Raw genomic sequence first — 12824 nt, 5'->3', positions numbered from 1 at the left:
TCCCTTACACTGCTCCGCTCTGCGGCGCAAACCCACAGTTGCGTGAAACGTCACAATGACGTCGGTTTGATTTGCACATGCAGCGCAGCGGCATTATGGAAGCGCCCTGAATAGTTTCCCGCCCTACGGAGTTCACCCATGTCGGATGCGCGCAAGATGCTCGATCGCCGTTCCTTCCTCGGCACCGCCGCATTTGCCGGTGTTTCGCTGGCTGCACCCGCGGTGCTTGCCCAGGCCCTGCCCGATACCGGCCTCGAGCAGCACGAAGAAAGCGCCAACACCAACATGCGGCGCAACATCTCGAGCTTCCGCGAGCTCGACTGGAAGCCGTATTTCAGCAACACCAAGAACGGCATCATCCTGGTCGACACGATCTCGCGGGCGCTGCATTTCTGGTCCGAGGATCAGTCGGTCTACAAGCTCTATCCGACCTCGGTGCCGGTGTCGGATGACCTGACGCGGCGCGGCCGCACCGAGATCATCCGCAAGGTGAAGAACCCGACCTGGTCGCCCACGCCCTCGATGAAGCAGCGCAACCCCGACTGGCCGGATTTCGTCGATGCCGGTCCGGACAATCCGCTCGGCACCCGCGCGATGTATCTGAGCTGGCAATATTACCGCATCCACGGCACCCACGACACGCGCAAGATCGGCCGCAAGTCGTCGAACGGCTGCATCGGTCTCTTTAACCAGCATGTCGAAGAGCTTTACGAACTGGCGCAGGTCGGCACGCAGGTCGTGCTGATCTGAGACCGGCGCGATCGCCAAAACGAAGGGGGCCAGCGGCCCCCTTTTTCATGCGCGAGGATCGGCGGATCAGTCGATCCATCCCGCCAGATTTTCCTCGACCACCTCGAGCAGCGCCGCGATATGCAGGTCGTCGTCATTGAGGCAGGGCACATAGGTGAAGCTTTCGCCCCCCGCATGTTCGAAGGCCTCGCGGATCTCGCCGTTGATTTCCTCGAGCGTCTCGATGCAATCGGCCGAAAAGGCGGGCGAAATCACCGCGATGCTCTTCTTGCCCGCTTCGGCCAGCTGCACGACATGCTCGACCGTATAGGGGCGCAGCCATTCCTCGGTGCCGAAGACCGACTGGAAGGTGGTGTCGATCGAATCCGGCCCCCAGCCCAGCCGCTCGCGCAAGAGCCGCGAGGTCTTCTGGCATTGGCAATGATAGGGGTCGCCCTCGCGATGATAGCGCTTCGGCATCCCGTGATAGGAGGCCACCAGCACATCAGGGCGTTTTTCGAGCGTCGCATAGACCCGCTCGACCGAGCTGGCCAAAGCCTCGATATAGCTGGGCCTTGCGAAATATTCGGGCGCGGTGCGGGCAGCGGGCTGGCGCTTCACCCCCATCAGCGCGCGGAAGAACTGGTCGTTCGCCGTGGCCGAGGTGGCCCCCGCATATTGCGGATAGAGCGGCAGGAACAGGATGCGCTCGCAGCCCTGTGCCAGCATGTCATCCAGCACGTCGCGGGTCGAGGGGTTGCCGTAGCGCATGCAGAAATCGACCACCACATTGCCCGCGCCATAGCGCGTATCGATCGCGCCGCGCAGCTTGCGCACCTGATCGCGGGTGATCGTCATCAGCGGGCTTTCGTCACGCTCTTCGTTCCAGATCGTGCGGTAGTTGTTGCCCGAGGTGAAGGGGCGTTTCGACAGGATGATCAGCTGCAAAAGCGGCTGCCATTTCCAGGTCGGATAGTCGATCACCCGCTTGTCCGAGAGGAACTCGTTCAGATAGCGCCGCATCGACCAGTAGTCGGTGGAGTCAGGCGTTCCGAGGTTCGCAAGCAGCACGCCGACACGCGGAACCGGCACCGACGGGTGGTCGGCGGGGGCGTGCGGAAGGATGCGGTTGGCGATCGTCATGACTCGTCCTGCTGGCTGTCCGGTCCCGGAGGTATAGCTTTTTCATTTGGGGTCAATGAAAAGCTTCACAATATCCTTGCGCAATGATTGCGACCCGTCACGCCTGCGGCGTTTTGCCCAGAACATCGGTCAAGGAACAGGCAGCCGATCCCGGTCGCAGCGGTTTTTGTTGACTTTCATGCGGTTTCCAGCCGGTCAGCCAGACCATGTCGAAGCTCGCGCGCACCCGTCCCTCGGCATCGGCGAAATGGGCGACATAGCGCGAGAGCGCCTGCATCAGCACCGCGCGCGAGGTGAAGCTGCGCCGTCGCTCGATCAGCGCATTCGTCTCGCCCATCGCCCGCAGATCGCGCAGCAGCTTCATCGGATCGCCATAGCTGACCCGGCGCAGCACGCTGTCGGCGACCGGCAGCGCCAGCCCCGCGCGTTGCAAAAGCGCCCCCAGATCGCGGATCTCGCCCATCGGCAGCACCCGCGGCGACAGGCCGCCGGTCACCTCGACCTCGGCCTCGGCCAGAACCGCGCGCAGTTCGGACAGCGTCTGTCCCCCGAACAGCACCGCGATAAAGAGCCCGTCGGGCCGCAACGCCCGGGCGCATTGCACGATCTGCCCCACCGGATCATCGGCCCAGTGCAGGCACATCGCATGCACGATCAGATCATGCGCCTCGGGGGCAAGGTCGAGCAGATCCTCGTCCGCGACGACTTTCGCCCCCGGCAGAATTTCCGCCCAAGGTTGTGAAAAATTCGTCACCACAGCCGGAGATGTAAACGATCTGTTAACCTCGTTCAGTCTCTCCTGCAGTTCGATGGCGGCGTCTTCGTGCAGGAAAAGCTCCGGCCCAAGCGATCGGGCGCGGGCACGGTGACGCGTCAGGGCGGTGCGGTCGGTCAGTCGTGGAGAGTGTGTCATGGTCAGGACGAAAGATAGGGCGGTTCGCCCGCAGATGCCAGATGCCGTGCGGTCCGCCCTGCGCATGGCGCTGCATACGGTATTTCCGCCGCGCTGCATCTGCTGCGGCGCGGCGGTCAGCACCGATTACGGCCTGTGTGGCCCGTGCTGGCGCGAGACCAGTTTCATTTCCGGCGCGGTCTGCGATTGCTGCGGCCTGCCGTTGCCGGGCGACGAGGCGGGGACGGTGCTGTGCGACGACTGTCTTGCAAGCCCGCGGCCCTGGGCGCGGGGGCGGGCGGCGTTTCTTTATGCGGGGACCGGGCGCAAGCTGGTGCTGCAGTTGAAACATGCCGACCGGCTCGATCTGGTGCCGCCGCTGGCGCTGATGCTGGCCCGCGCGGCCGAGCCGATCCTGCGGCCGAAGATGCTGGTGGCGCCGGTGCCCTTGCATCGGCTGCGTCTGGTGCGGCGCAAGTTCAACCAATCCGCGATGCTGGCGCAGGGGCTGGCGCGCGAACGCGGTCTGGCCTGCGTGCCCGATCTCTTCGTGCGCACCCGGCCGACGGCGGCGATGGAGGGGATGACCCGGGGCGAGCGGAGGACCAATCTGGAAGGCGCCATCGCGGTGACGCCCAAGCATCTCGACCGGATCAAGGGCAAACACCTGCTGCTGATCGACGACGTGCTGACCTCTGGCTCGACCCTTGAAGCCACGGCCGAGGCGGCCTTGGCGGCGGGTGCGTCCAAGGTCTCGGTCGCGGTGCTGGCCCGCGTTGCGCGCGACGGCTGAAAACCTTACGTTGGGGCCAACAAGGAGCCCCCATGAAACGCGTCGAAATCTACACCACCCGCACTTGCCCCTATTGCCTCGCCGCCAAGGAGCTTTTGACCACCAAGGGCGTCGCCTTCGAGGAGACCGATGTCGGCGCCGATCCGGCGCTGCGGGTGGCGATGCGCGAGCGGGCAAACGGCCGTCATACCGTGCCGCAGATCTTCATCGGCGGCGTGCATGTCGGCGGCTGCGACGACATCCATGCGCTCGACGCCGCGGGCAAGCTTGACCCGATGCTGGCAGACTGATGCGCGCCGCTCTGGTCCAGCTGTCGGTGAGCGAGGATCCGGCCGCGAACCTGCCGGTGACAGTCGAGTTCATCCGGCAGGCCGCGGCGGGCGGCGCGGGCTTCGTGCTGACCCCGGAATGCACCAATCTGCTGTCCTCGGACCGGGCGCATCAGCGCGCGGTGCTGGCGCATGAGGAAGACGATGCGACCTTGGCCGCGCTGCGGGCCGAGGCCGAGCGTCTGGGCCTCTGGCTGCTGATCGGCTCGCTCGGGCTGAAGACCCATGATGCGGATGGCCGATTTGCCAACCGCTCCTTCCTGATCGGTCCGGCGGGGCAGATCGTGGCGCGGTATGACAAGATCCACATGTTCGATGTCGATGTGAGCCCGACCGAACGCTATCGCGAATCCGAGGCCTACCGCCCCGGCACAAGCGCCGTTCTGGCCGATGCGGGCTTTGCGAAACTGGGCATGGCGATCTGCTACGACCTGCGGTTTCCGCAGCTCTTCCGTCGGCTCTCGCAGGCCGGAGCCAATGTCCTGACCCTGCCCGCGGCCTTCAATGACACCACGGGCGCGGCGCATTGGGAAAGCCTGATCCGCGCGCGCGCAATCGAAAATACCTGTTTCGTGCTCGCCCCCGCGCAATGCGGCACCCATGCCGCCCACGCCGGAAAGCCGCGACGAACGCATGGTCACAGCCTCGCCGTCGCGCCTTGGGGCGAGGTGCTGGCCGATGGTGGCACCGAGCCCGGGGTGACGTTTGTTGATCTCGACCTCGCCCGCGTCGCCGAGGCCCGCGCCCGCGTGCCCTCGATCACCCATGACCGCGGGTTTGACGGGCCATGAGCGATCCGACCGACCCGCTTGCCGCCGCGCTCTTCGCCGAGGTCTTCATGGCCGATCAACTGGCGCGCAACGTGGTCAGCCGGGCGCTGCCGAAGGGGATGGAAATCTCGCATTTCTCGGTGCTGAATCATCTGGCTCATATCGCCGAGGAACGCACCCCCGCGCAGCTGGCCGCGACCTTCCACGTCACCCGCGGCGCGATGACCAACACGCTGTCGAAACTGGTCTGGGCCGGGCATGTGCATATCCGCCCCGACTGGGATGACGCGCGGCGCAAGTTCGTGGCGATCTCACCCGCCGGGCGGCAGGCGCGGGATGCCGCGCTGACCTCCTTCATGCCGGTGATTGCCGATATCGTGCGCGACATCGGCGCCGAGAAAGTCCGCGCCGCCTTGCCGGTCCTGCGCGAATTGCGGCTGCGGCTCGAGGAAAGCTGAAGCCGCGGAATCGGGGGGCTTTCCGCCCCCCGCACCCCCCGAGCGTATTTGCGCCAAGAAGAAGCGAAGGGGTTTCTTCTTGGCTCAAATACGCCCTTTTTCTTGGCTCAAATACGCCTCCTTCAAATCAAAAAGGCCCCGCCGAGCAAACGGCGGGGCAAGGTCGTGCCTTGGACCATCGTCCAGACACCGGCGGTAACCTTGAATTGGGTCAGTTCATCTCGGCGCGGATTTGCTGGCGCAGCAGGTCGATCGGCACCATCTTGCCGTCGCGCTTGAAGTGCCAGTAGGTCCAGCCGTTGCAGCTGGGCGCGCCTTCGAGATGGGCGCCGACCTGATGGATCGAGCCCTTCACGTCATTGCCGACCAGCGTGCCATCGGCGCGGACCTTCGCCTTGAAGCGATTGCCGATCGAATACAGTTCCTCGCCCGGGCGCAGCATGCCGCGTTCGACCAGCTGGCCAAAGGGGATGCGCGGCTCGGCGCGTTTCGAGCCGGTGATCTCCAGCGCCTCGCGGTCGAATTTGCGCACCTTCTCGATGCGCTTGCGGGCGGCCTCGCGATAGGCTTCCTCGCGTTCGATGCCGATGAAGTCGCGGCCGAGCATCTTCGCCACCGCGCCCGTCGTGCCGGTGCCGAAGAACGGGTCCAGCACCACATCGCCCGCATTGGTCGTGCCCAGAATGATCCGGTGCAGCAGGCTTTCGGGCTTTTGCGTCGGATGTGCCTTGTCGCCCGCATCGTCCTTCAGCCGCTCATTGCCGGTGCAGATCGGCAGCACCCAGTCCGAGCGCATCTGGATGCCCTCGTTCAGCGCTTTCAGCGCCTCGTAATTGAAGGTGTATTTGGCGCCCTCGCCTTTCGACGCCCAGATCAGCGTTTCATGGGCGTTGGTCAGCCGCTTGCCGCGGAAGTTCGGCATCGGGTTCGACTTGCGCCAGACCACGTCGTTCAAAATCCAGAAGCCCTGGTTTTGCAACTCGGCGCCCAGACGAAAGACGTTGTGATAGGACCCGATCACCCAGATCGCCCCATTGGGCTTCAGGATGCGTTTCGCCGCCGCCAGCCAGTCGCGGGTGAAGCTGTCGTAGTGATCGAAGCTGCCGAACTGGTCCCAGGCGTCATCCACCGCATCGACCTTGGAATTGTCGGGGCGATGCAGATCGCCGCGCAATTGCAGGTTGTAGGGCGGGTCCGCAAAGATCAGATCGACGCTTGCCTCGGGCAAGCCGTTCATCACCTCGATGCAGTCGCCTGCAAGAATTTCATTGAGCGGAAGCGCCGCCTGCGGCTTCCGCGTCTCGGATTTGGTCATATCTGCCTCATTCTGCCCGTTCGGGTCTTGCCCACCAGAGCTGCCCATCGGTCGCCAGCTTGTGCCGGTCTATGGTGCCAAACATGAGTCAAACACGATTCGCCGTCAATTTCTTTTTTGAATCAACGGGTTAGAGAAATGTCTTGGCACAAGATGTTGTGCACGGGGCGGAACGAACGCCTATGAACGGGGGTGACCCCAAAATCTAGAAGCGCCTGCAGATGGTCCTTGGTCGGGTAGCCTGCGTTCCTCTCCCAGCCGTAGCCGGGGAATTGTTGCGCCAAATCCACCATCAGCGCATCGCGCACTTCCTTGGCCACGATCGAGGCGGCGGCGATCGAAACCGAGCGCGCATCGCCCTTCACGATCGTCTCGGCGCTGATCGCGAGCGCTTTCGGCATCCGGTTGCCGTCGATCAGCACATGGTCGGGCGGCACCGTCAGCCCCTCGATGGCGCGGATCATCGCCAGATGGCTGGCCTGCAGGATGTTGAGCGCGTCGATCTCTTCGACGCTGGCATGGGCGACCGAGATCTCGGCCGTGGCGGTGATCTCGGCCACAAGCTCGGCGCGGCGCTTGGCGGAGAGTTTCTTCGAATCGTTCAGCCCCACCGGAATGCGGGAGAGGTCGAGCACGACGGCGGCCGCGGTGACCGGGCCGCACAGCGGTCCACGGCCGACCTCGTCGACGCCGGCGATGCGGGTGAAGCCGCGGGCGAGGGCGGCCAGTTCGAAACTGCTGTCAGGGGTGCTGCTCATGCGCCCGGTGTGCCGCCTGTTGCCGACGCTGGCAATGAAAAAGGCGCGGGGAATGCCCCGCGCCAGTCCGATCCGGCCTCTTGCGTCCGGTTGCCTGTTCTGTCGCGCCCCGACCCGGGTCAGCGGCGATAGCGCGGCTCGTTGCAGCCGGGCGAGCTCACCTCGACGCGGCGGCCATAGCGGTCGTAATGCACCCGCACCGTGCAGGCCTCGGCGCGGCGGTGGTGACCGCGATAGTCACCGGGATAATAGCCGCCCGGGTCCCCCGGGTAGTAGCCACCCGGAGGGGGCGGCGGCGGATAGTGGCGCGGCGGGGGCGGCGGGCGGTGATCATTGTTCGCGTCGGCGATGGCGGCCAGCACGCCCAGACCGACGATCAGGCCAAGCGCGGCGCGGTCGCGGTCGTTCATCGCGCTTGCGGGGGTAGCCGAGAGGCCCGTCACCGCCAGAGCGGCGGCAAGCGCGGCTGCAGTCAGGCGGGGGAAGGCGAAGGCAGTCATGGCAGCGATCCTTTCGATGCGGGCCTGACGTTGCGACGATGCGACGGGGTCCGCTTTTGCCTGTCCCGAACATGAGGTCCGCCCCCGCCGCAGCGCAATATCAGCCCCTTGTTATCGGATAGCAGCCGCGAAAACCCCTTTGGTTCTTGCATAACGCGGCCTGCGCGGGCAGCCTGCGGCCATGATGAAGACCCTGCTCCTCACCCTGCTTCTTCTGGCTGCCGCCCCGGCGCAGGCGCAGTGTTTCGCCTCGTGGAAGGCGAAACAGGACGCGCCCTTGCGGCTGACCTATGGCGTCTCCGAGGTGCCCGACAGCGCCTGTTCCAAGAAAGCCGCCAAGGCGGTGCTTGCGCCGCGACTGGCGGCGGGCGGCTGGAAACTGCTGACGGTGGTGGCCGTCTTTGGCCCCGAGGGCCTCGAACAGAGAAAGGTCAGTTCCGGTGAATTCTTCCTCCGTTACTGAGGGGCTGAAGACCGGCTCGCGGGCGCTGATCTGGGGGGTGGTGGCGATCGGGCTGGCCCTGTCCGCGGCGGCGGCCTTCCTGTTCCTGTCGCTGCCCGACAGCAATGCCTTCGATGCGCGGGTCGAGCAGATCTTCGTGCAAAACGACGTGCTGACGAATCCGACGCAGTTGCGGCTTTTGGAGGTGCTCGCCTCGTCCTCGAACACCTTCGCCGACATGCTGCAATCCTATCGGGTGATCATCTTCATCCTCCTCGTCTTTGCGATGGTGCTGATGATTGCCGCGCTGGTGCTGCTGGTGATCATCGCGGGGCTGAACCGGCGGATGAGCGCGATTCAGCGCGCCGGGATCGAGGTGCAGTCCCTGCGCATCCTGCGGGCGGAAAACGCGGTGATGCTGAACGACATGGTCTTCACCCTGACCCCCGCCGCGATCGAGACGCTCGCCGTTCTGGCCGAGGCGCGGATGGATGACGAATGGCTGACCGGGTCAAAGATCGAATCGGTGATCTCGGGGCGGCCCGAGCCCGATTGCGAGGAAGCCGCGGGGGCGACGCGGATCAAGCGGCTGCGTGACGCGCTTGGCAATGCGCTCGTCTCGGAGCTGCTTGTGAGAAATGTTTCACGGAAAGGTTACACGCTTGGCGTAGCGAAAGAGCGGCTGCGGGTTGACTGACCCCCTTTTCGCCCATCCGCGAATCCTGTTGCGCGGGGGGGGAGGGGGTCCTATATCGCGGCTTCACTTTCGCGCGGGGGGGCGCCCTTGATTCCGACACCCTTCTACCTGATCGACGAGACGGCTCTTTTGCAGAACCTGCAAAAGATCGACCTGCTGCGCGAGGCCTCCGGGGCCAAGGCGCTGCTGGCGCTGAAATGCTTTGCCACCTGGTCGGCCTTCGACATCATGCGCCCGCATATGGATGGCACGACCTCCAGCTCGCTCTTCGAGCTGCGTCTGGGGCGCGAGAAGTTCGGCAAGGAAACCCATGCCTATTCGGTGGCCTGGTCGGATCGCGAGATCGACGAGGCCTGTTCCTATGCCGACAAGATCATCTTCAACACGGTCGGGCAGTTGACCCGCTTTGCTGAACCGTCCCACGGCATCAAGCGCGGTGTGCGGCTCAATCCGCGGTTCTCGACCAGCGGGTTCGATCTGGCCGATCCGGCGCGGCCGTTTTCGCGGCTGGGCGAATGGGACGTGACGAAGCTTCTGGGCGTCGCCGACCTGATTTCCGGCGTGATGATCCATTACAACTGCGAGAACCGCGATTTCGCGCTGTTCGATGCGCAACTGGGCCGGATCGAAAATGAATTCGCGCCGCTGCTGGAGAAACTGGAGTGGGTCAGCCTTGGCGGCGGCATCCATTTCACCGGCGAGGGCTATCCGATCGAGGATCTGGCCAAGCGGCTGAAAAGCTTCTCGGATCGCTTCGGGGTTCAGGTCTATCTGGAACCGGGCGAGGCCTCGATCACCAAATCGACGACGCTCGAGGTCACGGTGCTCGACCTGCTCGACAACGGCAAGCAACTCGCCATCGTCGACAGCTCGATCGAGGCGCATATGCTCGATCTGCTCATTTACCGCGAAAGCGCGAAGCTGCCGCAGGTGGGCGATTACCCCTATCAGATCTGCGGCAAGTCCTGCCTTGCGGGCGACATCTTCGGCGAGGCGCGGTTCCCCGCGCCCCTGAAGGTGGGCGACCGCATCTCCGTGGCCGATGCCGCGGGCTACACAATGGTGAAGAAGAACTGGTTCAACGGCGTCAACATGCCGTCGATCGCGATCAAACGCGCCTCGGGCCAGATCGATCTGATCCGCGAGTTCACCTACGAGGATTACCTCTCATCCCTGTCCTGAGGGGCTGATCGCCCCCTTCCCTGTCTCGTGAAAGGAGCCAGAAGAAGTGAAGAAGAACGTGCTTATCATCGGTGCCGGTGGCGTCGCGCAGGTGGTTGCCCACAAATGCGCGCAACACAACGACATTCTGGGTGACCTGCACATCGCATCGCGGACAACCGCGAAATGCGACGCCATCATCGCCTCGGTGCACGCAAAGAACGCGATGAAGGTGCAAGGCACGTTCGAGGCGCATGCCGTCGACGCGATGGACGCGGGCGCCGTCGCGGCACTGATCCGCAAGACCGGCGTGCAGATCGTCATCAACGTCGGCTCGTCCTTCGTCAACATGACGGTCCTGCAGGCCTGCATCGAGACCGGTGTGGCCTATATGGATACGGCGATCCACGAAGACCCGAAGAAGATCTGCGAAGCGCCGCCGTGGTATGGCAACTATGAATGGCACCGCCGCGAGGCCTGCAAGGCCGCCGGCGTCACCGCGATTCTGGGTGTGGGCTTCGATCCGGGCGTGGTGAACGCCTATGTGCGTTTGGCCGAGGAAGAGTTCCTCGACACGATCGAGAGCATCGACATCGTCGATATCAACGCGGGCTCGCACGGGCGCTGGTTCGCGACGAACTTCGACCCCGAGATCAACTTCCGCGAATTCACCGGCACGGTCTATTCTTGGCAAAAGGGCGCCTGGCAGACGAACACGATGTTCGAAGTGGGCAAGGACTGGGATCTGCCCGTCGTCGGCACGCAGAAAGCTTACCTCACCGGACATGACGAGGTGCATTCGCTCTCGGCGCGCTACCCGCAGGCGGATGTGCGCTTCTGGATGGGCTTTGGCGATCACTACATCAACGTCTTCACCGTGCTGAAGAATCTGGGCCTGCTCTCGGAAAAGCCGGTCAAGACCGCCGAGGGGCAGGAGGTGATTCCGCTCAAGGTGGTGAAAGCCGTGCTGCCCGATCCGGCCAGCCTCGCGCCCGATTATACCGGCAAGACCTGCATCGGCGACGTGATCCGCGGCACGAAAGATGGCAAACCGGCCGAGGTCTTCATCTACAACGTCGCCGACCACAAGGAAGCCTACGAGGAAGTCGGGTCGCAGGGCATTTCCTACACCGCGGGCGTGCCCCCGGTGGCCGCCGCGATCCTGATCGCCAAGGGCATCTGGGACGTGGGCCAGATGGCCAACGTGGAAGAGCTTCCGCCGCGGCCCTTCCTCGAACTGCTGGGCGAGATGGGCCTGCCGAACCGCGTGATCGACGCGACCGGGCAAGATCGTCCGATCTGAGCCGCCAGCCATTGCAAGACACCCCGGGCGCAGGCACTCTGCCCGGGGTTTTTCTTTGCGAGGCTCCGATGCCGATTTCCGCCTATGCGCTGCAATATTCCGATGTGGACGTGGCGCAGGTGATCGCCTCGGGGGTTGATCTGTTCATCACCGAAGGTGGGGCCGAGACCAATTTCGCCGCCTCGGCCATCACCGAGGCGGAACTCGCGCAGATGCAGGCCGCGGGCGTGCGGGTGGTGGCCTATGTCAATCTGGCGGTGACCGATTCCGGGCGACCCTATTGGGATCCGGCCTGGACCGATACCGGCACCGATACCGGAACGCCAACCGGGGCCGCCCCGGACTGGCTGCGCGATCAGCCGCCGAATCCCTGGGGCTATGTCGTCGATTTCACCGATCCCGACTGGCAGCAGATCGTCATCGCCCAGGCGGTCGATCTGGTGACACAGGGTTTCGACGGCGTCTTTCTGGATGATCTGGCGCAGTATTTCGTCACCGGCGCCACCGGCCTGACGATTTCCGAACAGGCCAGCGCGATGATGACGCTGGTCTCGGAGGTGACCGAGGCGATCCGCGCCGTGAACCCCGAGGCGATGGTGGTGGTGAATGGCACCCCCTATGTGGTGTCGGATGCCGTGGGAGGCTCTGCCTCGGCGGTTTCGACCGCCTTTCTGGCCGATATCGACGCGATGCTGTTCGAAACCTACTGGGGCATCAGCAATACCGAGGCCGCCGCGATCGCCTATGCGCAAGCGGTGATCGGGCCGCATGCGCAGATGCTGGCGCTCGATTACGGCGGCACGGCGCTGCAAAACGCTCTGGTCGCGGCCTATGCGAGCACGCATGGCTTCCTGCCCTATCTCGCTGCGGATGCCAGCTATTCCGGCCCGGGGGCGATTGCGCTGCCCGGCGCGGGCAATGACAGCGGCCTCGGCACCAATCTGGCCGATACGCTGGCGATGGGGGCGGGCGATGACAGCCTCGACGGCCGCGGCGGCAATGACCGGCTGAGCGGCGAGAGCGGCAACGACAGCCTGACCGGGGGCGCGGGAAACGACCGGCTTCTGGGCGGGACGGGCAACGATCTGCTGATCGGCAGCGCCGGGGCGGATGTGCTGACGGGTGGGGCAGGGGCCGACCGGCTGCGCGGCGGCGCCGGGGCGGATACCTTCGTCTTTCAGAGCGCGGCCAGCAGCACGGCAACCAGCCGTGACACGATCCTTGATTTTACCGCCGGGCAAGATCGGATCGACCTGCGCCAGATCGATGCCGACACGACCGAGACAGGCCTTCAGGCCTTCACCTTCATCGGCACCGCCGCTTTCGACCATGTCGCGGGCGAGTTGCATCTTGTGCAGCGCAGCGGCTTTGCGCTGATCGAGGCCGATCTGAACGGCGATGGCCGCGCCGATCTGTCGATCCGGGTGAATGGCGAGCTGCCCGGCGCGGGGGATTTTCTCTGATCCGGGACGCAAAGCCGGATCGCGAGGCCCTCCCCGCCCTTGCGCCCCTTGAGATACGGGCGAAAACCCAC

15 protein-coding genes are annotated in these 12824 nt (G+C 64.7%); 10 read left to right on the top strand and 5 right to left on the bottom strand.

All coding sequences use genetic code 11. From position 1 onward, the window contains the following. Positions 1-138: 138 nt before the first annotated feature. The gene (locus C8J30_RS03755) at positions 139-750 is read left to right on the top strand and encodes a L,D-transpeptidase (RefSeq protein ID WP_110804398.1); all 612 of its coding nucleotides are present in this window, start codon (positions 139-141) and stop codon (positions 748-750) included. Between the two features lie 66 nt (positions 751-816). On the opposite strand, the gene hemH is transcribed toward C8J30_RS03755, so the two are convergent. Then, a complete protein-coding gene (hemH, locus tag C8J30_RS03750; RefSeq protein WP_110804397.1) occupies positions 817-1872 on the bottom strand; it encodes a ferrochelatase in 1056 nt (351 codons plus the stop codon). A 97-nt stretch (positions 1873-1969) separates the two neighbouring features. After that, complete coding sequence (locus tag C8J30_RS03745) at positions 1970-2785, bottom strand: methyltransferase domain-containing protein (RefSeq protein ID WP_110804396.1); 816 nt, start codon at positions 2783-2785, stop codon at positions 1970-1972. A gap of 34 nt (positions 2786-2819) precedes the next feature. On the opposite strand from C8J30_RS03745, the gene C8J30_RS03740 reads away from it, so the two are divergent. The 4 genes from C8J30_RS03740 to C8J30_RS03725 are packed head-to-tail and all read left to right on the top strand — an operon-like array spanning position 2820 to position 5114. Continuing rightward, positions 2820-3557 carry a ComF family protein gene (locus tag C8J30_RS03740; RefSeq protein ID WP_110804395.1) on the top strand — a complete coding sequence of 246 codons (738 nt, stop codon included), beginning with the start codon at positions 2820-2822 and terminating at the stop codon, positions 3555-3557. A 32-nt stretch (positions 3558-3589) separates the two neighbouring features. Next, positions 3590-3847: a glutaredoxin 3 gene (gene grxC, locus C8J30_RS03735; RefSeq protein WP_110804394.1), complete on the top strand. Its 258-nt coding sequence runs from the start codon at positions 3590-3592 to the stop codon at positions 3845-3847. Next, a complete protein-coding gene (locus C8J30_RS03730) occupies positions 3847-4677 on the top strand; it encodes a carbon-nitrogen hydrolase family protein (RefSeq protein ID WP_110804393.1) in 831 nt (276 codons plus the stop codon). The genes grxC and C8J30_RS03730 overlap by 1 nt, the downstream gene beginning before the upstream one ends. Then, positions 4674-5114 carry a MarR family winged helix-turn-helix transcriptional regulator gene (locus C8J30_RS03725; protein ID WP_110804392.1) on the top strand — a complete coding sequence of 147 codons (441 nt, stop codon included), beginning with the start codon at positions 4674-4676 and terminating at the stop codon, positions 5112-5114. Before C8J30_RS03730 ends, C8J30_RS03725 begins: the two co-directional genes overlap by 4 nt. 211 nt (positions 5115-5325) lie before the next feature. Here the strand turns inward: C8J30_RS03725 and C8J30_RS03720 are convergent, their stop codons facing one another. From C8J30_RS03720 to C8J30_RS03710, 3 genes are all read right to left on the bottom strand, one after another. Next, the gene (locus tag C8J30_RS03720) at positions 5326-6429 is read right to left on the bottom strand and encodes a site-specific DNA-methyltransferase (RefSeq protein WP_110804699.1); all 1104 of its coding nucleotides are present in this window, start codon (positions 6427-6429) and stop codon (positions 5326-5328) included. Between the two features lie 122 nt (positions 6430-6551). Next, the gene (locus tag C8J30_RS03715; protein WP_110804391.1) at positions 6552-7187 is read right to left on the bottom strand and encodes a ribonuclease HII; all 636 of its coding nucleotides are present in this window, start codon (positions 7185-7187) and stop codon (positions 6552-6554) included. Positions 7188-7306: 119 nt separating this feature from the next. Continuing rightward, positions 7307-7687 carry a hypothetical protein gene (locus tag C8J30_RS03710; protein WP_181420762.1) on the bottom strand — a complete coding sequence of 127 codons (381 nt, stop codon included), beginning with the start codon at positions 7685-7687 and terminating at the stop codon, positions 7307-7309. 181 nt (positions 7688-7868) lie between these two features. Between C8J30_RS03710 and C8J30_RS03705 the strand changes: the two genes are divergently transcribed. From C8J30_RS03705 to C8J30_RS03685, 5 genes are all read left to right on the top strand, one after another. Then, positions 7869-8150, top strand: coding sequence for a hypothetical protein (locus C8J30_RS03705; protein ID WP_110804390.1), 282 nt, complete (start codon positions 7869-7871; stop codon positions 8148-8150). Further along, positions 8128-8826, top strand: a complete 699-nt coding sequence (locus C8J30_RS03700; protein WP_110804389.1) for a hypothetical protein — start codon at positions 8128-8130, stop codon at positions 8824-8826. The genes C8J30_RS03705 and C8J30_RS03700 overlap by 23 nt, the downstream gene beginning before the upstream one ends. An 87-nt stretch (positions 8827-8913) precedes the next feature. Beyond that, positions 8914-10008 carry a carboxynorspermidine decarboxylase gene (locus C8J30_RS03695; protein ID WP_110804388.1) on the top strand — a complete coding sequence of 365 codons (1095 nt, stop codon included), beginning with the start codon at positions 8914-8916 and terminating at the stop codon, positions 10006-10008. 46 nt (positions 10009-10054) lie between these two features. Beyond that, positions 10055-11290 carry a saccharopine dehydrogenase family protein gene (locus tag C8J30_RS03690; RefSeq protein ID WP_110804387.1) on the top strand — a complete coding sequence of 412 codons (1236 nt, stop codon included), beginning with the start codon at positions 10055-10057 and terminating at the stop codon, positions 11288-11290. A gap of 68 nt (positions 11291-11358) precedes the next feature. Then, a complete protein-coding gene (locus C8J30_RS03685) occupies positions 11359-12753 on the top strand; it encodes a M10 family metallopeptidase C-terminal domain-containing protein (protein ID WP_110804386.1) in 1395 nt (464 codons plus the stop codon). Positions 12754-12824 lie beyond the last annotated feature (71 nt).

It is taken from the genome of Rhodobacter viridis (assembly GCF_003217355.1).
Classification (GTDB): domain Bacteria; phylum Pseudomonadota; class Alphaproteobacteria; order Rhodobacterales; family Rhodobacteraceae; genus Rhodobacter; species Rhodobacter viridis.
Note: the sequence above shows the minus strand (reverse complement) of the source record. Positions and strands in the feature narration are given on the sequence as shown.

Bases quoted from the DNA above. Each gene is read 5' to 3' on its own strand.
- C8J30_RS03725 (WP_110804392.1), top strand. From the start codon at position 4,674: ATGAGCGATCCGACCGACCCGCTTGCCGCCGCGCTCTTCGCCGAGGTC.
- C8J30_RS03745 (WP_110804396.1), bottom strand. From the start codon at position 2,785: ATGACACACTCTCCACGACTGACCGACCGCACCGCCCTGACGCGTCAC.
- C8J30_RS03720 (WP_110804699.1), bottom strand. From the start codon at position 6,429: ATGACCAAATCCGAGACGCGGAAGCCGCAGGCGGCGCTTCCGCTCAAT.
- C8J30_RS03740 (WP_110804395.1), top strand. From the start codon at position 2,820: ATGCCAGATGCCGTGCGGTCCGCCCTGCGCATGGCGCTGCATACGGTA.
- C8J30_RS03715 (WP_110804391.1), bottom strand. From the start codon at position 7,187: ATGAGCAGCACCCCTGACAGCAGTTTCGAACTGGCCGCCCTCGCCCGC.
- C8J30_RS03685 (WP_110804386.1), top strand. From the start codon at position 11,359: ATGCCGATTTCCGCCTATGCGCTGCAATATTCCGATGTGGACGTGGCG.
- grxC (WP_110804394.1), top strand. From the start codon at position 3,590: ATGAAACGCGTCGAAATCTACACCACCCGCACTTGCCCCTATTGCCTC.
- C8J30_RS03755 (WP_110804398.1), top strand. From the start codon at position 139: ATGTCGGATGCGCGCAAGATGCTCGATCGCCGTTCCTTCCTCGGCACC.
- C8J30_RS03705 (WP_110804390.1), top strand. From the start codon at position 7,869: ATGATGAAGACCCTGCTCCTCACCCTGCTTCTTCTGGCTGCCGCCCCG.
- hemH (WP_110804397.1), bottom strand. From the start codon at position 1,872: ATGACGATCGCCAACCGCATCCTTCCGCACGCCCCCGCCGACCACCCG.
- C8J30_RS03730 (WP_110804393.1), top strand. From the start codon at position 3,847: ATGCGCGCCGCTCTGGTCCAGCTGTCGGTGAGCGAGGATCCGGCCGCG.
- C8J30_RS03710 (WP_181420762.1), bottom strand. From the start codon at position 7,687: ATGACTGCCTTCGCCTTCCCCCGCCTGACTGCAGCCGCGCTTGCCGCC.